This is a genomic window from Cupriavidus gilardii, from assembly GCF_017598945.1.
GTDB classification, from domain to species: Bacteria; Pseudomonadota; Gammaproteobacteria; order Burkholderiales; family Burkholderiaceae; genus Cupriavidus; species Cupriavidus gilardii_E.
The window spans coordinates 76,974-101,465 of sequence record NZ_JAGFTW010000046.1; the positions used below are offsets into that span (position 1 = coordinate 76,974).

23 protein-coding genes are annotated in these 24,492 nt (G+C 65.9%); 17 read left to right on the top strand and 6 right to left on the bottom strand.

Annotated features, from left to right (window positions below; genetic code table 11):
* Positions 1 to 93: 93 nt before the first annotated feature.
* From J5T34_RS17435 to flgA, 3 genes are all read right to left on the bottom strand, one after another.
* Complete coding sequence (locus tag J5T34_RS17435) at positions 94 to 552, bottom strand: flagellar protein FlgN (protein WP_208581189.1); 459 nt, start codon at positions 550 to 552, stop codon at positions 94 to 96.
* A gap of 49 nt (positions 553 to 601) precedes the next feature.
* The gene (flgM, locus tag J5T34_RS17440) at positions 602 to 910 is read right to left on the bottom strand and encodes a flagellar biosynthesis anti-sigma factor FlgM (RefSeq protein WP_208581191.1); all 309 of its coding nucleotides are present in this window, start codon (positions 908 to 910) and stop codon (positions 602 to 604) included.
* A 91-nt stretch (positions 911 to 1,001) separates the two neighbouring features.
* Entirely contained in the window at positions 1,002 to 1,709 is a 708-nt protein-coding gene (flgA, locus tag J5T34_RS17445; protein WP_208581193.1) for a flagellar basal body P-ring formation chaperone FlgA, read from the bottom strand.
* A gap of 363 nt (positions 1,710 to 2,072) precedes the next feature.
* On the opposite strand from flgA, the gene flgB reads away from it, so the two are divergent.
* The 11 genes from flgB to flgL all read left to right on the top strand — a co-directional run bounded on the left by flgB (position 2,073) and on the right by flgL (position 12,913).
* A complete protein-coding gene (flgB, locus tag J5T34_RS17450; RefSeq protein WP_208581195.1) occupies positions 2,073 to 2,480 on the top strand; it encodes a flagellar basal body rod protein FlgB in 408 nt (135 codons plus the stop codon).
* A gap of 7 nt (positions 2,481 to 2,487) precedes the next feature.
* Complete coding sequence (gene flgC / locus J5T34_RS17455) at positions 2,488 to 2,895, top strand: flagellar basal body rod protein FlgC (RefSeq protein WP_006579133.1); 408 nt, start codon at positions 2,488 to 2,490, stop codon at positions 2,893 to 2,895.
* Positions 2,896 to 2,929: 34 nt separating this feature from the next.
* Positions 2,930 to 3,592, top strand: a complete 663-nt coding sequence (gene flgD / locus J5T34_RS17460; protein ID WP_208581197.1) for a flagellar hook assembly protein FlgD — start codon at positions 2,930 to 2,932, stop codon at positions 3,590 to 3,592.
* A 92-nt stretch (positions 3,593 to 3,684) separates the two neighbouring features.
* Positions 3,685 to 4,902, top strand: a complete 1,218-nt coding sequence (gene flgE / locus J5T34_RS17465; protein ID WP_208581199.1) for a flagellar hook protein FlgE — start codon at positions 3,685 to 3,687, stop codon at positions 4,900 to 4,902.
* 44 nt (positions 4,903 to 4,946) lie between these two features.
* Entirely contained in the window at positions 4,947 to 5,690 is a 744-nt protein-coding gene (gene flgF / locus J5T34_RS17470; protein WP_208581201.1) for a flagellar basal-body rod protein FlgF, read from the top strand.
* A 61-nt stretch (positions 5,691 to 5,751) separates the two neighbouring features.
* Positions 5,752 to 6,537: a flagellar basal-body rod protein FlgG gene (gene flgG, locus J5T34_RS17475; RefSeq protein ID WP_023264122.1), complete on the top strand. Its 786-nt coding sequence runs from the start codon at positions 5,752 to 5,754 to the stop codon at positions 6,535 to 6,537.
* A gap of 11 nt (positions 6,538 to 6,548) precedes the next feature.
* A complete protein-coding gene (gene flgH / locus J5T34_RS17480; protein WP_174106467.1) occupies positions 6,549 to 7,238 on the top strand; it encodes a flagellar basal body L-ring protein FlgH in 690 nt (229 codons plus the stop codon).
* An 8-nt stretch (positions 7,239 to 7,246) separates the two neighbouring features.
* A complete protein-coding gene (locus J5T34_RS17485; protein ID WP_244259027.1) occupies positions 7,247 to 8,428 on the top strand; it encodes a flagellar basal body P-ring protein FlgI in 1,182 nt (393 codons plus the stop codon).
* A 17-nt stretch (positions 8,429 to 8,445) separates the two neighbouring features.
* Positions 8,446 to 9,453, top strand: a complete 1,008-nt coding sequence (flgJ, locus tag J5T34_RS17490) for a flagellar assembly peptidoglycan hydrolase FlgJ (protein ID WP_208581204.1) — start codon at positions 8,446 to 8,448, stop codon at positions 9,451 to 9,453.
* 303 nt (positions 9,454 to 9,756) lie between these two features.
* The gene (flgK, locus tag J5T34_RS17495; RefSeq protein WP_208581206.1) at positions 9,757 to 11,652 is read left to right on the top strand and encodes a flagellar hook-associated protein FlgK; all 1,896 of its coding nucleotides are present in this window, start codon (positions 9,757 to 9,759) and stop codon (positions 11,650 to 11,652) included.
* Between the two features lie 34 nt (positions 11,653 to 11,686).
* Entirely contained in the window at positions 11,687 to 12,913 is a 1,227-nt protein-coding gene (gene flgL, locus J5T34_RS17500; RefSeq protein WP_208581208.1) for a flagellar hook-associated protein FlgL, read from the top strand.
* Positions 12,914 to 13,096: 183 nt separating this feature from the next.
* On the opposite strand, the gene J5T34_RS17505 is transcribed toward flgL, so the two are convergent.
* A complete protein-coding gene (locus J5T34_RS17505; protein WP_208581210.1) occupies positions 13,097 to 13,831 on the bottom strand; it encodes a GntR family transcriptional regulator in 735 nt (244 codons plus the stop codon).
* Positions 13,832 to 13,973: 142 nt separating this feature from the next.
* Between J5T34_RS17505 and pcaB the strand changes: the two genes are divergently transcribed.
* From pcaB to J5T34_RS17525, 4 genes are all read left to right on the top strand, one after another.
* Positions 13,974 to 15,347 carry a 3-carboxy-cis,cis-muconate cycloisomerase gene (gene pcaB, locus J5T34_RS17510; protein WP_208581212.1) on the top strand — a complete coding sequence of 458 codons (1,374 nt, stop codon included), beginning with the start codon at positions 13,974 to 13,976 and terminating at the stop codon, positions 15,345 to 15,347.
* A 127-nt stretch (positions 15,348 to 15,474) separates the two neighbouring features.
* Positions 15,475 to 16,461, top strand: a complete 987-nt coding sequence (locus tag J5T34_RS17515; protein ID WP_208581214.1) for a tripartite tricarboxylate transporter substrate-binding protein — start codon at positions 15,475 to 15,477, stop codon at positions 16,459 to 16,461.
* Positions 16,462 to 16,466: 5 nt separating this feature from the next.
* Positions 16,467 to 17,861 carry a class II fumarate hydratase gene (locus J5T34_RS17520; RefSeq protein ID WP_208581216.1) on the top strand — a complete coding sequence of 465 codons (1,395 nt, stop codon included), beginning with the start codon at positions 16,467 to 16,469 and terminating at the stop codon, positions 17,859 to 17,861.
* Positions 17,862 to 18,460: 599 nt separating this feature from the next.
* A complete protein-coding gene (locus tag J5T34_RS17525) occupies positions 18,461 to 21,097 on the top strand; it encodes a beta-glucosidase (RefSeq protein WP_208581218.1) in 2,637 nt (878 codons plus the stop codon).
* A gap of 80 nt (positions 21,098 to 21,177) precedes the next feature.
* Here the strand turns inward: J5T34_RS17525 and J5T34_RS17530 are convergent, their stop codons facing one another.
* Positions 21,178 to 21,438, bottom strand: coding sequence for a hypothetical protein (locus J5T34_RS17530; protein ID WP_208581220.1), 261 nt, complete (start codon positions 21,436 to 21,438; stop codon positions 21,178 to 21,180).
* 262 nt (positions 21,439 to 21,700) lie between these two features.
* Between J5T34_RS17530 and J5T34_RS17535 the strand changes: the two genes are divergently transcribed.
* Complete coding sequence (locus tag J5T34_RS17535; protein ID WP_208581222.1) at positions 21,701 to 22,138, top strand: bis(5'-nucleosyl)-tetraphosphatase; 438 nt, start codon at positions 21,701 to 21,703, stop codon at positions 22,136 to 22,138.
* 353 nt (positions 22,139 to 22,491) lie between these two features.
* Entirely contained in the window at positions 22,492 to 23,808 is a 1,317-nt protein-coding gene (locus tag J5T34_RS17540) for a hypothetical protein (RefSeq protein ID WP_208581224.1), read from the top strand.
* Between the two features lie 263 nt (positions 23,809 to 24,071).
* On the opposite strand, the gene J5T34_RS17545 is transcribed toward J5T34_RS17540, so the two are convergent.
* Positions 24,072 to 24,362: an antibiotic biosynthesis monooxygenase family protein gene (locus J5T34_RS17545; RefSeq protein WP_208581226.1), complete on the bottom strand. Its 291-nt coding sequence runs from the start codon at positions 24,360 to 24,362 to the stop codon at positions 24,072 to 24,074.
* Positions 24,363 to 24,492: the final 130 nt, after the last annotated feature.

Sequence of the window (24,492 nt, forward strand, 5' to 3'; positions counted from 1 at the left end):
GTCGCCGCCGTTTGAAATCACCCCCTCTCCCGAACCCTCTCCCCCATGAGGGGGAGAGGGAGCACGCAATCGGCGAGGGAGAGGGAGCAAACGTCAGCCGCTGGCCAGGCTGACGCCGCGCGGACCCGCTTGCGCGAGGCCATTGCGGCCGTAGACGGTCGCCGTGTCGCCGCGCTGGCGCAGCGTCTGCAGTGCTCCCTGGGTGTATTCCAGATGCGCCGACACCACGGCGCCGTTCAGCGTATTGGCTTCGGCTGCGGCGCGCGCGGTCAGCACCAGCGTGCGCCAGGCCGTGGCGACGCCTTCGTCGACATGCAATCCCACCAGTTGCCGGCCGTTGCCGACGCGGATGCCGAGCGCGGCCATCTGTGCCTGGCGCGCCGTGCCCAGCTGAGCGATCTGCTGCGCCAGCTGATGCTTGCTCTGTACGAGCTCGCCCAGCGACTGGAAATCGCCAGTGCGAATCGCGGTCCGTTCCTGCTGCAGGGCGTCGACGAAGGCCGCGATGGCTTGCGTTTCCTGCTGCATGCTGGCGATCAGGGCTTGGCTCATGGGCACGAAAGCGATGGAAGTCGGTAGGGAATCGGTTGCCTGGCCCCGATCAGCGGCCGTTGTCCTGCGTCAGTTCGCGCAGCGTGGCCAGCAGACCGTCGGCGATCTTGCTCGGGTCCATCTTCAGGCGCCCTTCGGCGATGGCCTGGCGGATTTCCTCCACCTTGGCGTGATCGATATCGCCGTCGGCCTCATTGGCCAGACGGGAGCCGATATCGCGGACCTGGCTGCCCAGGGGGCTCATGGTCAGGCCGCCCGCGGCCGGTGCGGCGCCCGGCACGGGGCTCGACGCGGTGCGTCCAGTGCTTTCAGCAGCACCTTCGCCGGTGCGCGGCAGAGTCGATTGGTGGATCTTCACGGGATGTCCTTGCTGGGTTTGCTCAGCTTAACGGTGCGGCGTCGCCAAACTTTAGGACGCGAATTGTGACACGCTGTAACGAAGTCCGGGGCTATTGCTGCAGGACCACCGTATCGGCGTCGCGGACCAGCCCGTTGACCACCTGTCCGCTCTTGAGCCGGACCTGCACGGTGTTGCCCGGCGCGGCGTCGGCCAGGATCTTGCCCTCGCTGCGGATCTGGAAGGCCTCGCCTTCGATGGTCACGGCCACCATCTGACCCTGCTTGACCGCAATCGCCTTCCTCACCATGTCCATCCGCAGCGGCGAGCCGGCGGCGATCCGGTTGGCCGTGACGGCGCCTTCGAGCTGAGCCGGGTCGGTGACCACCGCGCGCGGCAGGCCGGCCAGATCGCCCTGACGCTGTTCCAGATCGGCCGGGCCGATCGGCTGGCCGGGAGCCAGCGCATGCGCGGCGACATAGTAATCGGCCACCACCGACACGCGCGCCTGGACATACCGGGTCCACGGCCGCTCCCCGCCGCAGCGCACGCCGACCGAGACGCGGCCCCAGGCGGCCGCGCCGCCCGGCAGGAACGGCTGCGGCGACACGCATTCGCGCGCGCGTCCGCCCGATGGGGGCACCACCTGGATGCTGGCCTTGCCCGGCAGCCCGGCCGTCTCGCGCAGCAGGAATTGCTCGACCGCGACGCGCACCGGATCGTCGGTAAACGGCGAGGGCATGGAAGGCTGCGCGGCCGGCGACGTGGCGGTCCCCGCCAGCGCGGCAGTGCATGAGAGCGCGGCCCAGAGCGCCAGCATGGCGAGGCGGGCAGGCGCCGATCGGTGCGAGCAGCGGTGCGAGCAAAACATGGCGTGATCCCAGCAGGCGGAACGGAAAGAGAAAGCAGGAAGCCGGGCGCGGGCCCGCGCGCGTGCAGGTGCGTGTAGCCGCAACAGGCCCGGCAACGAGACCTCATTGTAGGCAGCCGCCTGCGCGGCCTGCGCCCGAAATGCGCAGATTTCCCCGTCCTATTCATCCGATTGCACTGGCCAGCCGGCACCTAAGATGGCACCCGTAAAGAAGGCCGGGCCCATCCCCGGCCGCCCTCACGCCCATGCCGATGCAGGGGCGCGTGGTTTCGTCACACGTTCCTCGATAGCGAGAGATAGCGAGATACGGACATGATCGACAGACTCGATGCGGCGTTCCGTTTCCAGCAGGAAGCGTTGAACCTGCGCAATCAGCGGCAATCGGTGATCGCCGCCAATATCGCCAATGCCGATACGCCGGGATTCAAGGCCCGCGACTTCGACTTTGCCAGCCAGCTGTCCGAATCGGTCGAGCGCGGGCGGCAGGCCAACGGCGTGTCGCTGTCGACCACGTCGACGCGCCATCTGCCGGGCCAGGCCTCGGCCGCCAGCGATTTCGAACTGGCGTACCGCATTCCGATGCAATCGAGCATCGACGGCAACACCGTCGAGATGGACACCGAGCGCGTTGCGTTCGCCGACAACTCGGTCAAGTACGAGTTCGGCCTGACGGTGATGAACGCGAAGATCAAGGGCATGTTGTCCGCCATCCAGTCGTGAGGAAACCATGCCGGCAATGAACATCTTCGACGTGACGGGCTCGGCAATGGCCGCGCAGTCGCAGCGCATGAACGTCACGGCCTCGAACCTGGCCAACGCGGACAGCGCGGTGGCGCCCAACGGCCAGCCGTATCGCGCCAAGCAGGTCGTGTTCGGTCTCGCGCCGACGCCCGGCCAGGCCGACATCGGCGGCGTGCAGGTGCGCGGCGTGATGGAAGACCCCTCGCCGCCCCGCATGGTGCACAACCCCACCCATCCGCTGGCCAATGCCGACGGCTATGTGGTGATGCCCAACGTCAATCCGGTGGAGGAGATGGTCAACATGATCTCGGCGTCGCGGTCCTATCAGGCCAACGTCGAGGTGTTGAACTCCGCCAAGAACATGATGCTCAAGACGCTGACCATCGGTCAGTGATTCCGCCATATCAACGGAAACAACGGGACCAACGATGACCACCACGCCACCCGTCGGCAACAACAGCAGCGCTGCCAACCAGCTGGCCAACAGCGCGTCCAGCGCCGCGGACCTGCAGAACAACTTCCTGAAGATGCTCGTCACGCAGATGAACAATCAGGACCCGCTCAAGCCGATGGACAACGCGCAGCTGACCTCGCAGCTCGCGCAGATCAGCACGGTCAGCGGCATGCAGACGATGAACGCGACGCTGGCCCAACTGCTGTCGCAGGTCAGCGCCAGCCGCGCGATGGATTCGGCTGCGCTGATCGGCCGCACGGTGATGGTGCCCGGCAAGGAAGTGGACGTGGCCGGCGGCAAGCCGAGCCAGTTCGGCATCGATCTGCCCGCCACCGCCGACGCGGTCACCGTCGACGTGCTCGACAAGGACGGCAACGTGGTGCGCACCATCGACATGAAGGGCCAGACCGCGGGCGTGCACGACGTCAGCTGGGACGGCAAGAACAACGCCGGCGCCGCCGTGCCGGACGGCGAATACACGTTCAAGGTCAGCGCGACCGCGGACGGCAAGAGCGTGCAGCCGGTGGCGCTGGTCTACGGCAAGGTGCAGGCCATCAGCGGCGACGCCAATGGTGTGCTGGTCGACATCGGCGGCGGTCATACCGCGCTGGTCGACGACGTTCGCAAGATCCTTTAATCCGAATCATCGGCATTCAACAGAACGCCAGCGCGGCGGTGCCACGGGCGCCGGCGCGGGCAACTTCGTACGACGCGTAACAAGGGGAAATCATGGGTTTCGGTCAAGGAGTCAGCGGCATCAATGCCGCGGCACAGAATCTGGACGTGATCGGCAACAACATCGCCAACGCGAACACCGTCGGCTTCAAGCAGTCCACCGCGCAGTTCGCCGATGTCTATGCCGGCTCGAAGGTGGGCCTGGGCACGCGCGTGAACTCGGTGGTGCAGTCGTTCACGCAGGGCAATATCGAGGCGAGCGGCCGCGCGCTGGACGTGGCGATCACCGGCGGCAACGGCTTCTTCCGCATGGTCGGCGCCGACGGCTCGGTCTTCTTCTCGCGCAACGGCCAGTTCCAGCGCACCGACGATGGCCGCATCACCAACGCGCAGGGCCTGCAGCTGACCGGCTATCCGGCGGGCGTGCAGCCGGGCGGCGGCGTGCAGCCGCAACCGCTGGTGGTGTCGAGCGCGCAGATGGCGCCGAAGGCCACCGACCGTATCACCGCGCAATACAACCTGGATTCGCGCGGCACCGCGCCGACCGTGCCGTTTGCCACGTCGGCCGGCAACCCGCCCGCCGCTGCGATGTTCAACTACAGCAGCACCATCGAGGTGTTCGACTCGCTGGGCAACGCGCAGCAGGTCACGGCCTACTTCCGCAAGGGTGCGACCGATGCGACCGGCACCGACTGGCAGGTCTACGTGACCGACGCCACCGGCACGCAGCTGTCCGGCCCGAACGCGATGCGCTTCGACCTGAACGGCGCGCTGGTCACGCCGGCGCCGGGCGCGACGATTCCGGTCACCGTGCCGGCCGCCGGCGGCGCCGCCGCGATGAACATCCAGCTGGATCTGGCCGGCACCACCCAGTTCGGCGACGACAACGATCCGAAGTCGATCGTGCAGAACGGCTATACCTCGGGCGCGCTGCTGGGCTTCTCGATCGAAGCCGACGGCACCATCCGCGGCAGCTATTCGAACGAGCAGACGCAGTCGCTGGGCCAGGTCGTGATGGCCTCCTTCGGCAACGTCGAAGGGCTCAAGCCCGAGGGCGACAACGTCTGGAGCGCCACCGGCGCTTCGGGCCAGGCGCTGCTCGGCACGCCGGGCGGCAGCATGGGTCAGCTGCAATCGAACGCGGTGGAAGCCTCGAACGTCGACCTGTCGGGTCAGCTGGTCAACCTGATCATCGCCCAGCGCAACTACCAGGCCAACGCGCAGACCATCCAGGCACAGGACCAGGTGCTGCAGACGCTGGTCAACATCTGATCGGCACGGTAGCGGCAGCAGCAAGCATTGGATAGGAATCGCAGATGGATCGCCTGATCTACACCGCCCTGTCGGGCGCCAAACAGACGCTGGACCAGCAGGCCGCGGTGGCCAACAACCTGGCCAACGTGTCGACCACGGGCTTTCGCGCGCAGGTCAACATGTTCCGCGCGGTGCCGGTGGTCGGGCAGGAGACGCCCACCCGCGCCTTCACGCTGGCCAGCACGCCCGGCGCCGACATGAAGGCCGGGCCCCTGACCTATACCGAGCGTCCGCTCGATATCGCGATCAAGGGCAACGGCTGGCTGGCGGTGCAGGGGCGCGACGGCGCGGAAGGCTATACCCGCGCCGGTTCGCTGCAGGTGGGCCCGGACGGCCAGCTGCTGACTTCGAACGGCCTGCAGGTGCTCGGCGATGGCGGCCCGATCGCGGTGCCGCCCGGCTCGACGGTGACGATCGGCAACGACGGCACCATCACCGCGCGCGGCCCCGGCGAGACCGCCAACGGACTCGCGCAGGTGGGCCGGCTGCGGCTGGTCAATCCGCCGCCCGATGCGATCGCCCGCGGCGACGACGGCCTGTTCCGGCTGCGGCCGGGTGCCGCGCCGCTGGAAGCGGACCAGACCGTGCGCGTGATCGCCGGCGCGCTGGAAGGCAGCAACGTCAATCCGGTCGAGGCGATGGTCGACATGATCGCCAACGCGCGCCGCTTCGAGATGCAGATCAAGATGATCCAGGGCGCGGATGCCAACGAGCAGCGCGCCAATGCGCTGCTGTCGAACCGCTAAGCGCCCACCAATGAATCGACAGGGCACGCCAACCGCGCGTGCCCGCCACCCAAGGAACACCATGAACCGCTCTCTCTGGATTGCGAAGACCGGCCTCGATGCGCAGCAGACGCAGATGGACGTGATCTCGAACAACCTGGCCAACGTGTCGACCACCGGCTTCAAGCGCAGCCGCGCGGTGTTCGAGGAACTGATGTACCAGACCATCCGCCAGCCGGGCGCGCTGTCGTCGGACCAGACCACGCTGCCTTCCGGCCTGCAGCTCGGTACCGGCGTGCGTCCGGTCGCCACCGAGCGCATCCACACGCAGGGCAATCCGCAGCAGACCGGCAATGCCAAGGACGTGGCCATCATCGGCCAGGGCTTCTTCCAGGTCACGCTGCCGGACGGCACCACGGCGTACACCCGCGACGGCTCGTTCCAGGTCGATCAGAACGGCCAGCTGGTGACCGCCAGCGGCTTCGTGATCGAGCCCGCCATCGCCATCCCGGCCAACTCGACCTCGCTGACCATCGCCCGCGACGGCACCGTGTCGGTCACGCAGCCGGGCAATGCCAACAACGTGCAGGTCGGCCAGCTGCAATTGGCGACCTTCATGAACCCGACCGGTCTGGAAAGCCTGGGCGAGAACCTGTACGTGCAGACCGACGCGTCGGGCGCACCGAACCCGACCGTGCCCGGCCTGAACGGCGCCGGCATTCTGCAGCAGAACTACGTCGAAGCGTCCAACGTCAACGTGGTCGAGGAGCTGGTCAGCATGATCCAGACCCAGCGCGCCTACGAAATCAACAGCAAGGCCGTACAGACGTCCGACCAGATGCTGCAACGCCTGACTCAGCTGGGTTGAACATGAACGCCATGCTGTTCCGTCTGGGCCGGTCGGCCTGCCGTCTGGCCTGCATTCTCGGGCCGCTGCTGGCCACCGGCTGCGCGCTGATGCCGCGCGAGCCGCTGGTGCAGATGCCGACCACGGCCCGGGCCGAGCAGCGGCCGATGATCGCGCCGACCGGCTCGATCTATCAGAACTCCTACGCCGGCAACCCGCTGTTCGAGGACCGTCGCCCGCGCAATGTCGGCGACATCCTGACCATCGTGATCAGCGAGAACATCAACGCCTCGAAGAACTCGGGTACCAATGCCTCGCGCACCGGCAATGCGGCGCTGGCCTTCGACGCGGTGCCGCGCGCGCTCGGCGGCCTGTTCGGCGCCAGCCAGAACGCCAATATCAGCGGCGAGAACGGGATTCGCGCCAGCGGCGGTTCCAGCGCGGCCAATACGTTCAACGGCACCATCACGGTCACCGTGATCGAGGTGCTGGCCAACGGCAACCTGGTGGTCTCCGGCGAGAAGCAGATGGCCATCAACCAGGGCGCGGAATTCATCCGCTTCTCGGGCGTGGTCAATCCGCGCACGATCACCGGCGACAACGCGGTGCCGTCGACCCAGGTGGCCGACGCGCGCATCGAATACACCGCCAAGGGCTATATCGACGAAGCGCAGAACATGGGTTGGCTGCAGCGCTTCTTCCTCAACGTTTCACCGTTCTGAATCGCGTCATGTCTTTGCGCCTGGCTGATTGCCTCTGCGGTCGTTTCCGCCCTAGCCGTTCCGGCATCTCCACGCCGGGCTTCCTGCCGCTGCTCGCGCTGGCCCTTGCACTCGCCGTTGGCCTGCTTCTGCCGGCAGGGGCAGCCCATGCCGAGCGCCTGAAGAACCTGGCGACCATCCAGGGCGTGCGCGACAACCCGCTGGTCGGCTACGGCCTGGTGGTCGGTCTGGACAACACCGGCGACCAGACCATGCAGACGCCGTTCACCACGCAGAGTCTGACCAATATGCTGTCGCAGCTGGGCATCACCTTGCCGGCCGGCCGCAACATGCAGCTCAAGAACGTGGCCGCGGTGATGGTCACCGCGACGCTGCCGCCGTTCGCGCAGCCGGGCAGCCAGCTCGACGTGGTGGTCTCGTCGATGGGCAATGCCAAGAGCCTGCGCGGCGGCACGCTGCTGATGACGCCGCTCAAGGGCGCCGACGGCCAGGTCTATGCGATCGCGCAGGGCAACCTGCTGGTCGGCGGCGCGGGCGCGTCCGCCAACGGCAGCAAGGTGCAGATCAACCAGCTGGCGGTCGGCCGCATCGCCAACGGCGCCATCGTCGAACGCGCGGTGCCTGCCTTCCAGGCCGACAACGGCGTGCTGACGCTGGAGCTCAAGAGCTCGGACTACGGCACGGCCGAGCGCGTGGTCGACGCGATCAACCGCAATCTGGGCGGCGGCGTGGCCAGCGCGCTCGACGCGCGCGTGGTGCAGGTGCGCGTGCCGCAGGGGTCGTCGCAGCGCGTGTCGATGCTGGCGCGCATCGAGAACATCGACGTCACGCCGGCCCGCGCCGCGGCCAAGGTGATCCTGAACGCCCGCACCGGCTCGATCGTGATGAACCAGGACGTCACCGTGCAGGACTGCGCGATCGCGCACGGCAACCTGTCGGTCGTCATCAATACGCAGCCGGTGATCAGCCAGCCCGCGCCGTTCAGCGGCGGCGAAACGGTGGTCGCGCCGGTGTCCCAGATCGATCTGAAGCGCGACGGCGGTTCGCTGCAGCTGGTGCGCGCCGGCGCCTCGCTGTCGGCGGTGGTGCGCGGCCTGAACTCGCTGGGCGCGACGCCGGCCGATCTGCAGACCATCCTGGAAGCGATGCGGGCGGCGGGCGCGCTGCGCGCCGAGCTCGAAATCATCTGATCGCAACGGGCCATCGCATGAGCCAACCGATCCACGCTCAAGCCGATCTGTCGCAGCGCTTCGCGCTCGACACGCAGGGGTTCGAAGCGCTGAAGCAGAGCGCGCGCGACGGCAGTGCCGACACGCTGAAGGCCGCCGCCAAGCAGTTCGAGGCCGTCTTCACGCAGATGGTGCTCAAGAGCATGCGCGAGGCCACGCCGCAGGACGGGTTGTTCGACAACGAGCAGACCAGGCTCTATATGTCGATGCTGGACCAGCAGCTGGCCCAGCATCTGTCGTCCAGGGGCATCGGCCTGGCCGAGGTGATGGCGCGCCAGCTCGCGCGTGCCAGCGGCCAGCCGCTGCCGCCGGAGGCCACCGCAGCCAGCCGCATGGACGAGGTGGCCGGCACGATCGGCCCGCTGCTGGACGGACGCAGCACCGCCGCGGCCGGCGGCGACGAGGAACAGGTGCCGCGCGCCGGCACCGTGGTGCCCGGCGGCAACTGGAACCCCACCGCGGGCCTGCGCCAGTATCAGACGCAGCAGACCGTCCCATGGCAGGGCGGCGCTGCGATGCCCGAGGACACGCCGTCCCATATCAGCGCCTTCGTCAGCCGCATGGCCGGGCCCGCAGTGGCGGCCTCGCGCGCCAGCGGCGTGCCGGCACGGCTGATCCTGGGCCAGGCCGCGCTCGAATCGGGCTGGGGCCGCCGCGAGATCACGCATGCGGACGGCAGCACTACCCACAACGTGTTCGGCATCAAGGCGGGCGCGAACTGGAAAGGCCCGGTCGCCGAGATCACCACCACCGAATACATCGACGGCCAGCCGCAGAAGATCAAGGCGAAGTTCCGCGCCTATGGCTCGTACGAGGAGGCCTTCTCGGACTACGCCCGGCTGCTGTCCAGCAACCCGCGCTATGCCGGCGTGGTATCGGCCGGCTCGGCCGAGGAAGCCGCCCATGGGCTGCAGCGCGCCGGCTATGCCACCGATCCGGAGTACGGGGCCAAGCTGGTTCGGATCATGCGGAAGGTGCCGGTCTGACGACTGGTACGCGACCGGTTTTCCCCCCTCTCCCGCTCGCGGGAGAGGGGCGGGGGAGAGGGAGCACGCATTAGGCGAGGCCAAGCCAAGCAAGAAGACTTGTACACCGCCGGTTTTCTCCCCTCTCCCGCTTGCGGGAGAGGGGCGGGGGAGAGGGCAAGCGGCGGTTCGCATGCCACGGCACCCGAAACGAGCCCCAACCCTAAAGTCCGCCGCCCAATCTGCCGTTACCACCCTCATCCACCGCCACGGTCGCGACTGCATCGCGCGGCCATGGCGACCAACAGAATCCGGGGCTAGTGCATGTCTCTCTTCCATATCGGCCTGTCCGGCCTGAACACGGCACAGAACGCGCTGACGACCATCGGCCATAACGTCAGCAACGCGGCGACCGCCGGCTACACGCGCCAGAACACGATCATCGCCTCGTCGGGCGGGCAGTACACCAGCCAGGGCTTCTTCGGCCAGGGCTCGACCACCACCACGGTGATGCGGGTCTACGACGAATTCCTGACCAGCCAGCTGCGCAGCGCCGAAACGTCCAGCGCGCACCTGTCGACGTACTCGGAACAGATCAAGCAGATCGACAGCCTGCTGGCCGACCAGAAGGGCGGCATCGCACCGCTGATGCAGAAGTTCTTCGCCGCGGTGCAGGGCGTGGCCGACAAGCCGGGCGACACCGCGGTGCGCCAGAACATGCTGAACGCCGCCCAGTCGCTGGCCGGCCAGCTGCGTTCCGCGGCCTCGTACTTCCAGAACCAGCAGGAAGGCATCAACAGCGAGATCCAGAGCTCGGTCACGCAGGTCAACGCCTATGCCAGGCAGCTTGCCTCGCTGAACAGCGAGATCGCCAAGGCGACCGCCGCCAGCGGCGGCCAGCCGCCCAACGATCTGCTGGACCAGCGCGACGAACTGGTCGCGCAGATGAACAAGGTCGTCGGCGTCAAGGTGGTCGCGCAGGACGGCGGCAGCTACAACGTGTTTGTCGGCAATGGGCAGCCGCTGGTGGTCGGCGCCAACTCGTACGACCTGAAGGCCGTGCGTTCCGCCGCCGACCCGACGCGGATGGGCATCGCCTATACGCTGCCGGATGGCACCGCCATCGAGATGGATGACGCGCTGTTCAGCGGCGGCAGCATCGGCGGCCTGATGGAGTTCCGCCGCGAGACGCTCGACGCCGCGCAGAACGCGATCGGTCGCATCTCGCTGTCGATCGGCCAGACCTTCAATGCGCAACACCGCCTCGGCATGGACCTGAAGGGCCAGATCGGCGGCGACATGTTCGCGCTGGGCTCGCCGACGGTGATCGGCAACGCGCGCAACAACGGCACCGGCACGGTGGCGGCCACCGTTGCCGATGCGACCGCGCTGACGACCAGCGACTACACCGTCAGCTTCGACGGCGCCAGCTACAGCCTGGTGCGGATGTCGGACAACGAGGTGGTGGCCACTGGTACCGGCCCGACCTTCACCGCGGACGGGCTGAGCATCACGGTCGGCGGCACCATGAGCGCCGGTGACAGCTTCCAGATCCAGCCGACCCGCAATGTCGCGGGCTCGTTCGAACTGACGATCACCGACCCGGCCAAGGTCGCCGCCGCCTCGCCGGTGCTGGCCGAAACCAGCGCATCGAACATCGGCACCGGCACCGCCAGGGTCAGCAACGTCGCGCAGGGCTTCAACGTGCCCGCCTCGAAGATCGTCGCGACGTTCGACGGCGCGGCCTACACCTTTGCCGACGCTGCCGGCAATCCGGTGACGCCGGACGCCGGCCCGGTCACCAACGGCAGCGCGGTCGAATATACGTTCGACGGGGTGACCGTCAGCTTCGACGGCGCGCCCAAGGTCGGCGACAGCTTCACCATCGGCGCCAACGTCGGCGGCTCGTCCGACAACGGCAACGCGCTGGTGCTGGCCAAGCTGCAGACCAAGAAGACGATCGGCGGCGTGTCGAGCTTCAACGACGCCTACGCGCAACTGGTCAACGATATCGGCAGCCGTACCAAGTCGATCGATATCGCCTCGACCTCGCAGAACAGCATCACGACGCAGGTGCGTACCGCCCAGCAATCGGTGTCCGGCGTCAACATGGACGAAGAGACCGTCAACCTGCTGCGCTTCCAGCAGCTCTATCAGGCCAGCGCCCAGATGATCCAGACCGCCTCGTCGCTGTTCGACGCCATCATCAATATCCGCTGACGGGCCGCCCGCCTACCGAGACCAGGAAACCATCATGCGTGTCGCCACTTCCACGTTCTATCAGCTTGGCCTGTCCGCGATGAACGGCCAGCAGTCCTCGCTGCTGCACGTGCAGCAGCAGCTCGGCACCGGCCGCCGCGTGCTGACGCCGTCCGACGATCCGATCGCCGCCACCCGCGCGCTCGGCGTCTCGCAATCGCTCGCGGTCAACGAGCAATACGCCGCCTCGCGCAACCAGGCCAATATCAACCTGGCGCTCGAGGAAAAGACGCTGCAAAGCGTGATCACCACGATCCAGAACGTGCAGACGCTGATCGTCTCCGGCGGCAATGGCACCATCAGCAACGCCGACCGCGCCTCGATCGCCGCCGAACTGCAGAGCAACTACGATCAGCTGCTGGGTCTGGCCAATGCCGACGACGGCAACGGCCAGTACCTGTTTGCCGGCTTCAAGTCGGGCACGCCGCCGTTCGCGGCCAATGGCGGCACGGTGCAGTACGTGGGCGATACCGGCTCGCAGCTGCTGCAGGTCGACGTCGCCCGCCAGATGGCCGCCGGCGACAACGGCCGCGATGTGTTCCTCAGCGTTACCGGCTCGGCCGACTACGTGATGACCGCGGACGGCGGCAACACCGGCACAGCCATGTACGGCGCGCTGTCGGTGACTGATCCGACCGACCCGCTGTACGGCCACGCGTTCTCGATCGACTTCGCCGTCGACGGCGCCGGCAATACCAGCTACACCGTCACCGACAACAGCGTCGTGCCTCCCACGGCCATCGGGCCCGCGACGCCGTACGTCGCCGGCGATGCGATCCAGTTCGGCGGCGTGTCGTTCACCGTCAAGGGCGCGCCGGCCAATGGCGACTCGATGACGCTGGTCCCGGCCAAGCAGGCCGGCACCGACATCTTCGCGAACATCCAGGCCGCCATCGACGCGTTGAAGCAGCCGGTGACCACCGAAGCCGATCGCGCGCGGCTGGACAACGCGCTCGCGACCGCCAACCGCAAGATGAGCAACTCGCTGGACAACGTGCTGACGGTGCGCGCCTCGGTCGGCTCCCGGATGCAGGAGCTCGATGCGCTCGATACGATCGGCGCCAACCGCGATCTGAACTACGAGCAGACGCTGTCGGGGCTGCAGGATCTGGACTATGCGTCGGCGATCGCCGAGTACTACCAGCGCCAGACCGCGCTGCAGGCGGCGCAGCAGTCGTTCATGCAGGTTCAGGGGATGAATCTGTTCAACTATCTGAGGTAAGGGCGGTAAGGGCGGTAAGGGCGGTAAGGGCGGTAAGGGCGGTAAGGGCGGTAAGGGCGGATAGCACGACGGGAGCAGTAGACAGCGCCGTCGGGATCAACGGTGAAAGCCGGCGGTGCACTGTCGGCTGTCGGCCTCCATCACGACATCCCGATTGCGCCACCCTTCCACCGCCACGCGCCCTCATCGCGTCGAACGCCTCATCCGCGTTGTCACCGAGAACGTTTCCGCGGGATGGATGGTGACGGAGACTTCGAAGGTGTCGCCCGCCTCGTCGAAGTAGCGGCGCACGACCTTCAACACCGACGTCCCCAATCCGATGCCCAGCGCGCGGGACACGCGTTCGTCGGTCAGCGTGGACGCGCACACACTCTGCTCGATTTCGGCGATATGCCGGCCATGGCGTGACTCGATCAGCGAGCTGACCAGCACGTCCGGCGTATCGCGCACGATGGCGCCGATGTCCTCGTAGGCGGTATCGATATAGATGTCGGTCCACGCCATCGGCGTGGCGCTCGCATCGTCGTCCAATCGCACGCTCGAAATGCGCAGCCATGGAGAATCGGGCGTGCCACCCAACGCAGCAGCCACCTCGGCAGGCGCGGTCGCCGTCTCAACGGCCCGTACCACGCGCCGATGCTGCTCGCCGAACTGCATCAGGTCTTCGACCGACGCCAGCGTCGGCTTGAACACCGCCTTGGGCTCGGCGGCCTCCACACGTGTGCCGACGTTCTTTCGGCGCGATACCAGCCCCAGTTCCTGCAGTTCCTGCAAGACCACGCGGATCGTGTAACGGCTGGCCTGGAATTGCTCGCACAACTCGAACTCGGTGGGCAGCAGCGCTCCCACCGGATAGCGGCCGCCTTTGATGCCATCCAGCAGTTCGCGAGTGATCTCTGATGCGGTTCGTCTGCTCATTTCGCCATTGTCCCCGACTCAACGGAGCGTGATCCAAGGGTTAACACCGATTTCCGGGTATATGTTCGAACATATTTAATGCGGATATCGCTTATATGTTCGAACATATCGAACGACCAACAGGATGCCAAGAGGTCGCTCCATGCCCAATTCCAGGATCCCCGCTGCCAGTACCGTCGTCGATTCCGCGCTGTTCCGCGATGCTTTCGGAACGAAGGCGATGCGAGAGATCTTCTCCGACGGCGCGCTGGTACAGCGCTACATCGATGTCGAGGTTGCCCTCGCCAGGGCAGAGGCCAGAGTCGGCGTGATTCCGGCCGAAGCGGCCGAGACAATCGCACGCGAATCGCGTATCGAGCGCATCGACTTCGATCACATGCGCGAGGAAACCGATATTGTCGGCTATCCCATCCTGCCGCTGGTGCACCAGCTGGTGCAGATGTGCGGCGACGCAGGACGTTACGTTCACTGGGGAGCCACCACGCAGGACATCATGGACACGGCCGTGGCCCTGCAGGTGCGCGACGCACTGGACAGCATCGACGCTGACATTCGCGCGCTGCGCGGCATCCTTGCCGATCTCGCCAAGGCGTATCGCGATACCCCGATGGCCGGCCGCACGCACCTGCAGCAAGCGCTGCCCGTGACCTTCGGCTACAAGGTCGCGATCTGGCTGGCGATGTTCGACCGGCACCAGCAGCGCCTGGCCCAACTGCGCCCCAGGGTTGCGGTGGTGCAATTTGCCGGCGCCGCCGGCACGCTGGCATCGCTGGGCGACAAGGGCTTCGAGGTGCAGCGTGCGCTGGCCGAGGAGTTGAGCCTGGGGGTACCCGCGACGACCTGGCACGTTGCGCGCGACGGCTTTGCCGAAGCCGTCAATCTGCTCGCGCTGATCACCGGCTCGCTGGGCAAGATCGCGTTGGACATCATGATCATGGCGTCCACCGAGTTTGCCGAAGTCTACGAGCCCTTCGTCAAGGGCCGCGGGGCGAGCAGCACGATGCCGCAGAAGCGCAATCCCATCTCGAGCGAGCTGATGCTCGCGGCGTCGAAGGCTGTGCGTCAGCACGCCGGTCTGATGGTCGATGCGCTGGTCCAGGACTTCGAGCGCGCCACGGGTCCGTGGCACGCGGAGTGGATCGCGATTCCGGAGAGCTTCATCCTGACGTCCGGCGCGCTGCACCAGGCAAAGTTCGCGCTCGGTGGACTGATCGTCGATGCGCCACGCATGGCCCGCAACCTCGGCATCTCCAAGGGCCTGATCGTGGCCGAAGCCGTGATGATGCGGATGGCCCCGCATATCGGTCGCCAACAAGCGCATGACGTCGTCTACGACGCCTGCCGCACCGTCAACGAAGCCGGCGGCACGCTGGCCGAAGCCCTGCTCGCCTTGCCCGCTGTCACGCAGCACTTCGACCGTGCCGCGATCGAGCAGATGGTCGATCCCGCCAACTACCTCGGACTCGCGCCGCAGATGGTGGACCGCGCCGTCGCACTTTCGGCGGAAATCCCCTGAGCCAGCGCCGCCAGTACGGGACTGAAGCCGGTCAACGCGCACCGATCGCATCGAACGATTCCAGCGCATCCATTGCGGCGGCGGGCCGAAGCAGTCCGATCGCTGCAGCCTACCAAGGAGACAAATCATGAAAGCCATCCCCACCGTCGTGCGCGCCTCGATGACGATCGCCGCGCTGCTTGCCGCGGCGTCGGTACACGCGCAGAACTGGCCGACCCGGCCGATTACCTGGATCGTGCCCTTCGCCGCCGGCGGCCCCACCGACGCGCTGGCACGCACCATTGCCGACCGCGTGTCGCGCGAAGTCGGCCAGTCGATCATCATCGAAAACACGCCTGGCGCAGGCGGCACGATCGGGGCAGGCAAGGCGGCCCGCGCGCCCGCGGACGGCTACACGATGCTGGTGGGGCATATGGGCTATATGGGCGCCGCGCCGGCGCTCTACAAAAAGCTGCCCTACGACCCGGTCAAGGACTTCGCCCCGGTCTTCCGCTTCCCGGATACGCCGATGGTGTTGATGGTGCGCAAGGACCATCCCGCCAAGGATGTGAAGGCGCTGGTCGACTATGGCAAACAGAATCCGGGCAAGCTGTTCATCAGCAATGCCGGCATGGGCTCGACCTCGCACTTGATCGCGGCGATGTTCGCGGCGTCCGCCGGCATCAAGGTCTCGCTGGTGCCGTACAAGGGTGCGGGTCCGGCGCTGATCGATGTCATCGGCGGGCAGGTCGATGGCATGTTCGACCAGACCAACACCGCGTTGCCGCAAATCACCGAGGCCAAGGTCAGGCCGCTGGCCGTCACGTCGGCCAGGCGGGTGGCACAGCTCAAGGACGTGCCGACGCTTGCCGAGACGGTCGCTCCCGGCTTCGAAGCGGCAACCTGGTATGGCATCTATGCGCCCAAGGGCACGGCACCGGCGGCAGTGGAAAAGATGCAGCAGGCCTATCTGAAGGTGATGAAGGACAAGGCGTTTACCGACCGGCTGTCGGCGCAGGCAATCCAGATGCTGCGCGAGGACCAGTACACGGCTAGCGCGCTGGGCAAGCACACCGAAGCGGAAGTCGCGCGCTGGAAGGTGCTGGCGGCCAAGGCCAATATCTCGCTGGACTGACCACGATGACGGCGACCCGCACGGAATACGACGCCTTCGGCCCGGTCGAGATCCCGGCCGACCGCTATTGGGGCGCGCAGACCCAGCGTGCCCTGGCCGTGTTCGACATTGGCAGCGAGCGCTTTGCGCCCTGTCTGATCCACGCATTCGGCCTGCACAAGATGGCGGCGGCCGCGGCCAATCTGCAGTGCGGCGCGCTCGATGCCGGCATTGCAGCCGCCATCATCGACGCGAGCGCCGAGGTGCGGCACGGCGCCTTCGACGACCACTTTCCATTGACGGTCTGGCAGACGGGGTCCGGTACGCAGACCAATATGAATGCGAACGAGGTCATCGCCAATCGCGCGAACGAGCGGCTAGGCCAACCGTTGGGGACCCGGCGGCCCGTTCATCCGAACGATCACGTCAATCGCTCGCAATCGTCCAACGACAGCTTTCCGACGGTGATGCACCTTGGTGCGGTGCTGGAATTGCAAGGCAGGCTGCTACCGGCACTGGCGGCACTACGAGACAGTCTGCAGGCCCGCGCCAGGGACTTCGCCGATATCCTGAAGCTGGCCCGCACGCATCTGATGGACGCCGTGCCGACGACGCTGGGCCGCAGCTTCGAAGGCTTCGCCGCGCAGATGGAACACGCGGTGGCACGCATCGAATCGACGATGCCGCGGCTGCTGATGTTGCCGCAGGGCGGCACCGCCGCAGGGACCGGACTGAATGCGCCGGACGGATTTGCGCAGGCATTCTGCGACGAGGCAAGCCGCCTGACCGGTCAGCCATTTCGTCCCAATCCCTGCAAGGTCGAAGGCATGGCGGCGCACGACGCCTTGCTGGAACTGTCTGGCGCGCTGAACGTGATCGCGGCATCGTTCATCAAGATCGCCAACGATCTGCGCTGGATGAGCTCGGGGCCGAACTGCGGCATCGGAGAAATCGTCATGCCGGAGGACGGGCTGACATCGTCGATCATGCCGGGCAAACGCAACCCGACGATCGCCGAGGTCATGGTGCAGGTTGGCATGCAGGTGGCCGGCAATCACGTGACGGTGACAATGGCAGCGGCCAGCGGCAATTTCGAGCTGAACGTCGCCAAGCCGGTATTGATCCATAACGTGCTCCAGTCCATCCGACTGCTCGCGGACAGCGCGCGTACGATGGCACAGCGGGTGATTCCGGGACTGGAGCCGAATCACGCGACCATGGCGCGACAGCTCGAGAGTCCGCTTCTGGCCGCCACCGCGCTCAATCCAGTGATCGGCTACGACCAGGCAGCACGGATCGTGCGCCACGCCATGTCAATGGGGATGTCGCCACGTCAGGCGGCGATCGACCTGGGGGTGCTCAGCGGCGAGGAGTACGACCGGCTCGTGAACCTGGAGAAGATGGGGCGTGGAGTCGCGTAGTCCTTGCCCCGTGCAGCGGTGAACGGTCACGAGCCCCTTTTGGCTTGAAGGCAAGCAAGCTTTGCCGTTGACTTGCCTCTTCATCCGAAGCGATCAATGACGAGGCGGATTCGGATCGCTTCCTGCCGGGTTTCGCGTTTCCTGTACCTTCTGCTCGCCTACCGGCGCATTGCTGACCGGCGAGACTAGCGAGGACGGATCTACTGCGCCAGAGCCCGTCGGCGCCGGACTTCCCTGCGTCTGCGTCGAAGGGGCTTCCGACACACCGACCCTGCGGTCGTCGTCGCCACCGCAAGCCGACACCGCAAAGGCTGCCAGCGCTGCGGCGAACGCTACGCCGGCGCAGCGGTTCATCGAATCCTGTTTCACCTTGCACCTCCTGATTCTCGGCAATCGCTGCATGGTGCGGCACGCTTGGCAGTGCGGCCCGGCTCTGCCTTCGTAGGGGCAGTCTTGTCGCAAATCGACGCCACGGAGAAGACGAAAGCTGTAACAGATCGTTACGCGTCTTCTCATTTGGATCGCCCGAACTACCGTCTGCAATATGCGGCCCGCATGTCGATGTTCAGCCTTTGGTGATCACGCCAAGGAGGCAACAGATGGGTGCTCGAATTGCAGTGATATCGCTCGTCGGTGCGACTTTGCTGGCCGCACATCCCGCTCCGGCGCAAGCGCCTTCCACCGATGCACAGGTCAATGCGATCGTGCAATCGATCCTCAACCAGATGACGCAAGCCGAGAAGCTCGACTACGTCAGCGGTACCGGCGCATGGGACGTCAAACCGCTGCCGCGGCTGGGCGTGCCGCAGATCCGTGCGACGGACGGCGGCCTTGGCGTGCGACTGAGCGATCCGCAAGGCGTCGCCTATCCGGCCGGCCCTGCGTTGGCATCGACATTCAGCGTCGATCGCGCCAAACAAATGGGCGTCGGCCTTGGCCTGGACACGCGCAATCACGGTTTCCAGCAGGTGACCGGCCCCGGCCTGAACATGTATCGCACGCCGTTTGCCGGCCGGGCCTTCGAGTACCTGTCCGGTGAAGATCCATTTCTCGGCGCGGTGCTGGGCGCCGCTCAGGTCAATGCGATTCAGTCGCAGGGCGTGTGGGCCGACGCGAAGCACTATCTCGCCAATGAACAGGAGGTCAATCGCTTCAATCTGATGGAAACCATCAGCGAGCGGGCATTGCGCGAGATTTACATGGTGCCGTTCGAATCCGCTGTAAAGAATGCCAATGTCGCGGTGATCATGTGCGGATTCAATGGGCTCAATGGCGCCGATCCCGTTTGCGAGAGCCAGCATGCAATTCAGCAAGTCCTGAAGAATGAATGGGGATTCAAGGGCATCGTCGAAACGGACTATGCGACGCTCAAGCATGGCCAGGCCGCAGCCGTGGCCGGCGTGGATATCGAACGACCGTCCGCGCTGCATTTCACGCCGGGGGCGCTGAGCGCGATGCTGGCCAACGGCTCGCTGACGCAGGCGCAACTCGACGACAAGGTACGGCGCATTCTTGGACGCGTGGTGGCCTACGGGTTTATCGGCAGCGTGCCGCCCGCGACCGGCGAATCGCATCCGCCGTTTTCCGAGCGCGCCGCGCTGGACGTGGCGCGCGAAGGCATCGTGCTGCTGAAGAACGGCGGGCAACTGCTGCCGTTGCAACGCGGCTCGGTGCGCAACATCGCGGTGGTCGGACGGCTCGCCACCGATGTGCCGCCGACCGGGTTCGGCAGTGCCTATGTCAGGGCTTCCCGCTTTATCAGCGAGGTCGACGGCTTGCGTCAGATCGCCGGTCCGGGCACGAATATCGTGGTGCTAGACGCGCTGACGCTGGACCCGGCCCGCTCCGCGTGGACCACGCCGACCGGCCAGCCCGGCGCGCAGGCGCAGTACTTTGCCAATGCCGACTGGAGCGGTGCGCCGGTGCTCTCGCGCGTGGAACCGGTCATCAATCTCGATACGTCGGGCAATACGCCGCCCGGAAGCGCCTATACCACGCGCTATGGCAGCGACGGCTCGGCGCCCCCGTCATCGGTGCGCTGGACAACGACGATCCGGCCGACCATCACCGGGCCCCATGTGTTCAAGGCCAGGGCCGATGGCGCCGTCCGTCTCTACGTCAACGGTCAGCTGATCATGGACAACGGCGAGGGAACGCCGCTTCCCGGCAACGTGATTCCGCCGACCGTGCCGCTGAGTGCGCGCATCAACCTGCAGGCGGGACAGACCTACACGGTGCAGTTCGATTATTCGCGCCGTCCGGGCTATATCCCCGTGTTCGGCGGCTTCCTCGGCGCGCAGTTGAGCTGGGCTTCGCTGCAGGCGCCGGCGGATCTGCGCAACTACGACGCGGTGGTGGTCGCAGCCGGCAACAGCGCGGAGTACGAGGGCGAGGGATTCGATCATCCCTTCACGCTGCCCGAATTCCAGGACGAATGGATCAGCAATCTGGCGCGCGCCAATCCGCGCACGATCGCCGTGCTGCACGGTGGCACCGGGCTCGATATGCGCAACTGGATCGATCAGGTCGGCGCCGTCCTGCACGCGTGGTATCCCGGATCGAATGGCGGGCAAGCGCTGGCCGAGATCCTGTTCGGCGACGTCAATCCCTCCGGCAAGCTGCCCATCACGATCGAGCGGAACATCGCGGACAACCCGACCTATCCGAACTATCCGCAGTTCTCCAACGATCTCAATATCCGCGCGATGACCTACACCGAGGACATCTTCGTCGGCTATCGGGGCTTCGAACGCAGCAACGTGGCGCCGCTGTTCCCGTTCGGCTTTGGTCTCTCCTATACGACCTTCACCTACTCGTCGTTGAGCGTGTCGCCGGGGTTTGCCGCGGGGCAGGGCCGCATCGCCGTGTCGTTCGACATCACCAACGCGGGCCAGATGGCTGGTGCCGAAGCGGCGCAGGTCTATGTGAGCCAACGCGGCTCTGCTGTGCCAAGGCCCGTCAAGGAGCTCAAGGGCTTTACCAAGGTCTTCCTGCAACCGGGGCAGACGCAGCGGGTCACGGTGTACCTCGACCAGCGCTCGCTGTCGTACTTCGATCCGGCGCGCAATGCGTGGGTATCGGAGGCCGGCGCGGTCGATGTCCTCGTCGGCGCCTCGTCGCAGGATATCCGGCTGCGCGGCCAGCTGTTCAATATCCTGCCGTCGGTGGTGACGCCGCGCGCCAGCAATCCGCTGCCGGACCCGACGCTGGTGCAATTGGGGCCGGTGCATCCCTGATGCCGCTCGGCAGCCCACCGGCCGATGCGGCCGGTGGGCATTTCAACGGCCTGGTAAAGCGCGAAATCGCGCGTTTCCAATCAGCCGGCCGCCTTCTCCTTGCGATGAGCCTTGGCCTTGTGCGCGGCATCGTGCGAGCGCTTGTGCTTCGCCTTGGCCTTCGTGGTCTTCGCCGTATTGTCTTTCGCCGCAGCCGGCTCCGCTGGCTTTGCCGGTGTGGCAGGGCTGGCCGGCGTCGCTGGTGTCGCCGGGGCCGCGCCTTGAGCCAGGGCAGCGCCGGACACCAGGAAGGACATCGCGGTGGCGAGAACCGCCAGTTTGCCGATGGACGGGATACGCATGACGTTTTCTCCTTGATCGAAGGGAGAACAGCAGAACGAAACGGCCGACAGCGTCGGCTTTCGAATGTCGCGTGAAGCGCAACGGCGCGCCGATGCGCTCCGTCCCGCTTCGATGACCGAAATCGGGACCGACAGTCCGATAACGTGCTGCTCGCGTCAGGCGTTGACCGTTGCTCGCGACGTCGCCAACCGCGGCCGGTGAAGGGGCAATGCAGGCATCAGCCGATCAGTTACAGTCTCGGGGCGGTCAAGCGAGGTGAAGATGACAGTCCCGAAGCGTTCGGCAGGGTTGGTCGTGGTGCGTCAATCTGGTGGCCAGTGGCGCTGCCTGGTCCTGCGCGCATACCGCAACTGGGACCTTCCGAAGGGGACGCCCGACCCTGGAGAGCAGCCGTTGGAGACGGCACTGCGCGAGACGGCCGAGGAGACCGGTTTATCGGCTCTGACGCTGCCTTGGGGCGATGACTTCCGGGAGACCGAGCCGTACTCCAGGGGGAAGATCGCGCGCTTCTACATTGCCTTGTCGGCAGAAGGGGAGGTCAGCCTTTCGGTCAGCGCCGAACTGGGCCGGCCGGAACATCATGAGTTTCGCTGGGTGCCCTTTGCCGCGGCGCTGGAACTGCTGCCGCCGCGCTTCGGGCCGATTTTGCGATGGGCGCAGAGCGTGGTAGAGGCAAGTGCCGAAAAACAGCGGCCGTAAGCAAACACCTGGCATGACGGCAGTCCCACGACATGTCGTCGTCGACATGATTCGGTTGACTCGATCTTTTTTTGGGCTGTAGTGCCATCCGTTTGTTCCGTACCGATCCGGTCGACCGCATCGCTGCGAGCGTCGTCGATCACGAATTCGTTTTGCCTGATGGCGGTGATATTCTCCTGATCGTTTTGATATGGCCCAATTCGGCTGGAGTCCGAATTGGAGCCGCTATTTGCGAATGCCGCATCGATTCAGGCATCTACCAGATATTCGCCGACTTCCACGCTAGTTTGAATTGTTCGCCGCCACACACCGGAGCAGTACAACGAAGGGGTTTCCGGTTCGAGTGATCCGCCATGTCGCTGCTGCACGCGCTTCTCTTCATTCTTGCCATTCTCTTCGTGCCACTGGTGGGCGGCGGAGTCGTCCATCAGGTCGGCAGGCTGATGGTCGCAGGCTGGCGACGTGCACGAGCCCCGCGTGCCAGGGCCCGTCAACATCGCCATGCACTGGCTGCGGAACCACTGCCGGGCAACGCGTTCAATGCCCCCTGGCGATGGGTGACGATCGCGGTGATCGTCGCCTTGGCGGTGGCGGTGTTTGTCCTATTCCCGAAGGAATCGCAGCTGCAGCGCGACCTGACGGCATTGATCGGCTACCCCGCTACCCGCGTCTCGGTGCGGCTGACGCATGACACGCCTGCGGATCGCGCCGCGGTGGTGACGGCGCTGGAGCCGGTGCTGCGTGACGGCGGGCGAACGTTCGTCTACCGCTCCGGCAAGCGTCGGAGCGGCGGCTATTCGAATCGCGCCGTGATGCCCGCAAGGTATCGATTCGATGCCGCGACGTTGGAGATCGTCATGGGAGGGATCTTGCCCAACGACCGCCTGGCTCCGATTCACGCCGCGCTGACCGCAGTCGCCGCCCACCGGTCGCTCGATGGTATCGATGAACGGTCCGCCGCAACGCTGCAGATCGGCGGGAAGATCTACCCATTGACCGTATTGGCGCGCACGGCGCGGCTCAATGGTCTGCCGTACTTCGATCCGGACTGGGCAAAGGACGAAAATGCGTGTCATCTGCGCATGCATGCCGAGGTGCCGCCCGAGGTTTCGGAGGTCGTTTTTTCGGCGAGGGCCCACGAAGGGTCTTCGCGTCTCGTCAGCCTGAAGATCGGCGAGGCACCCGGCGCGAAGTTCTCCGTCATCAGCATGATCGCCACGGAGATATGGTTTCGCCGACCACACGTGCGTTCCGTCGTACTGTCGCTCGTTCCGGAGTCGTTCGACGCACGGTCGCAATCGTGCGCCCTGGATTTCATATCCTTCATCGATGCGCGGCTGGTGTCCGCTGCAGCGTTGAATGCAATGCCCGGCCTGCAGGGTCGCATCGCAGCGGTGCAGATCCCGCAGCATCGCATGTCCTGGCCGTTGTTCAGTCGAGGCTTCCAGCGGTTCGACGAGGACGAGCGAGGTGTCGCAGGCGGTCAGCCATGCGCGTACGAGGATCACGAACTGCTGCGGGCCGAGATCCAATCGATCAAGGCTGGTTGCCAGAAGAATCCGATATCGGACGCCTGTACCGTCGCTGGGGCTCGTCGCGCGCAACGGGCCGCGCATCTGGCGCAGTGCTTTACGCGAATACGGGAAGGCTGGCCATTCAGTCCCAGTTGAAACAATGACAATGCGGATAGTGTGGCGACAGCCGGCGCGTCGCCACGTACGCTAGACCGCGGCCGATGGTGTTCTCCCTCTCCCCCTCAGGGGGGAGAGGGCTAGGGAGAGGGGGTGGTTTCGATCTACGGTGGCTGAGCCACCGCCGCTCACCCTCTCCCCCGCCCCTCTCCCGCAAGCGGGAGAGGGGAGAAAACCCGCGGACCCCGGTCTTTCTGACCCGCAGCCCATAGCCATATAGCCTATGGCTATAGGCCTCACGATCAAAGCACCGTGTTCACGTGATGCACCGCGGGCGGTGCGGCAAAGCAGTCGCTGACCAGCTTGCGCCATTCCTGGAATTCCGGCGATTCGCGGAAATGGACCATATGGTCTTCCACGGTTTCCCAGGCCACCACCAGCACGTATTGCGAAGGCTCTTCGATCGAGCGCTGCAGGTTCAAACCGTGGCAGCCTTTGGAACGCAGGAACAGCGGCTTTGCCTTCGCCACGTTGGCTTCGAATTGGGCTTCCATGCCGGGCTTGATGGTGATCTGTGCAATTTCGTGGATCATGGTCGGTCGTTTGCCGTTGGATTAATAGGGCTGCCTTTGCGACAGCATGCCGGGCCAGTCTACCCCTGCAGATCGAGGCTTCGCAAATCGGCGCAGTTAGCCGATGACGGCCGATGACTGCCGATGTCGC

What these genes read in the sequence shown, in the direction of transcription:
- flgE (WP_208581199.1), top strand. Translation starts at nt 3,685, where the DNA reads ATGGGTTTCGGTCAAGGAGTCAGCGGCATCAATGCCGCGGCACAGAAT.
- J5T34_RS17540 (WP_208581224.1), top strand. Translation starts at nt 22,492, where the DNA reads ATGTCGCTGCTGCACGCGCTTCTCTTCATTCTTGCCATTCTCTTCGTG.
- flgH (WP_174106467.1), top strand. Translation starts at nt 6,549, where the DNA reads ATGCTGTTCCGTCTGGGCCGGTCGGCCTGCCGTCTGGCCTGCATTCTC.
- flgL (WP_208581208.1), top strand. Translation starts at nt 11,687, where the DNA reads ATGCGTGTCGCCACTTCCACGTTCTATCAGCTTGGCCTGTCCGCGATG.
- J5T34_RS17485 (WP_244259027.1), top strand. Translation starts at nt 7,247, where the DNA reads ATGTCTTTGCGCCTGGCTGATTGCCTCTGCGGTCGTTTCCGCCCTAGC.
- flgD (WP_208581197.1), top strand. Translation starts at nt 2,930, where the DNA reads ATGACCACCACGCCACCCGTCGGCAACAACAGCAGCGCTGCCAACCAG.
- J5T34_RS17530 (WP_208581220.1), bottom strand. Translation starts at nt 21,438, where the DNA reads ATGCGTATCCCGTCCATCGGCAAACTGGCGGTTCTCGCCACCGCGATG.
- J5T34_RS17520 (WP_208581216.1), top strand. Translation starts at nt 16,467, where the DNA reads ATGACGGCGACCCGCACGGAATACGACGCCTTCGGCCCGGTCGAGATC.
- pcaB (WP_208581212.1), top strand. Translation starts at nt 13,974, where the DNA reads ATGCCCAATTCCAGGATCCCCGCTGCCAGTACCGTCGTCGATTCCGCG.
- flgA (WP_208581193.1), bottom strand. Translation starts at nt 1,709, where the DNA reads ATGCTGGCGCTCTGGGCCGCGCTCTCATGCACTGCCGCGCTGGCGGGG.
- J5T34_RS17545 (WP_208581226.1), bottom strand. Translation starts at nt 24,362, where the DNA reads ATGATCCACGAAATTGCACAGATCACCATCAAGCCCGGCATGGAAGCC.
- flgF (WP_208581201.1), top strand. Translation starts at nt 4,947, where the DNA reads ATGGATCGCCTGATCTACACCGCCCTGTCGGGCGCCAAACAGACGCTG.
- flgK (WP_208581206.1), top strand. Translation starts at nt 9,757, where the DNA reads ATGTCTCTCTTCCATATCGGCCTGTCCGGCCTGAACACGGCACAGAAC.
- J5T34_RS17535 (WP_208581222.1), top strand. Translation starts at nt 21,701, where the DNA reads ATGACAGTCCCGAAGCGTTCGGCAGGGTTGGTCGTGGTGCGTCAATCT.
- flgB (WP_208581195.1), top strand. Translation starts at nt 2,073, where the DNA reads ATGATCGACAGACTCGATGCGGCGTTCCGTTTCCAGCAGGAAGCGTTG.
- flgG (WP_023264122.1), top strand. Translation starts at nt 5,752, where the DNA reads ATGAACCGCTCTCTCTGGATTGCGAAGACCGGCCTCGATGCGCAGCAG.
- J5T34_RS17435 (WP_208581189.1), bottom strand. Translation starts at nt 552, where the DNA reads ATGAGCCAAGCCCTGATCGCCAGCATGCAGCAGGAAACGCAAGCCATC.
- J5T34_RS17525 (WP_208581218.1), top strand. Translation starts at nt 18,461, where the DNA reads ATGGGTGCTCGAATTGCAGTGATATCGCTCGTCGGTGCGACTTTGCTG.
- J5T34_RS17515 (WP_208581214.1), top strand. Translation starts at nt 15,475, where the DNA reads ATGAAAGCCATCCCCACCGTCGTGCGCGCCTCGATGACGATCGCCGCG.
- J5T34_RS17505 (WP_208581210.1), bottom strand. Translation starts at nt 13,831, where the DNA reads ATGAGCAGACGAACCGCATCAGAGATCACTCGCGAACTGCTGGATGGC.
- flgJ (WP_208581204.1), top strand. Translation starts at nt 8,446, where the DNA reads ATGAGCCAACCGATCCACGCTCAAGCCGATCTGTCGCAGCGCTTCGCG.
- flgC (WP_006579133.1), top strand. Translation starts at nt 2,488, where the DNA reads ATGCCGGCAATGAACATCTTCGACGTGACGGGCTCGGCAATGGCCGCG.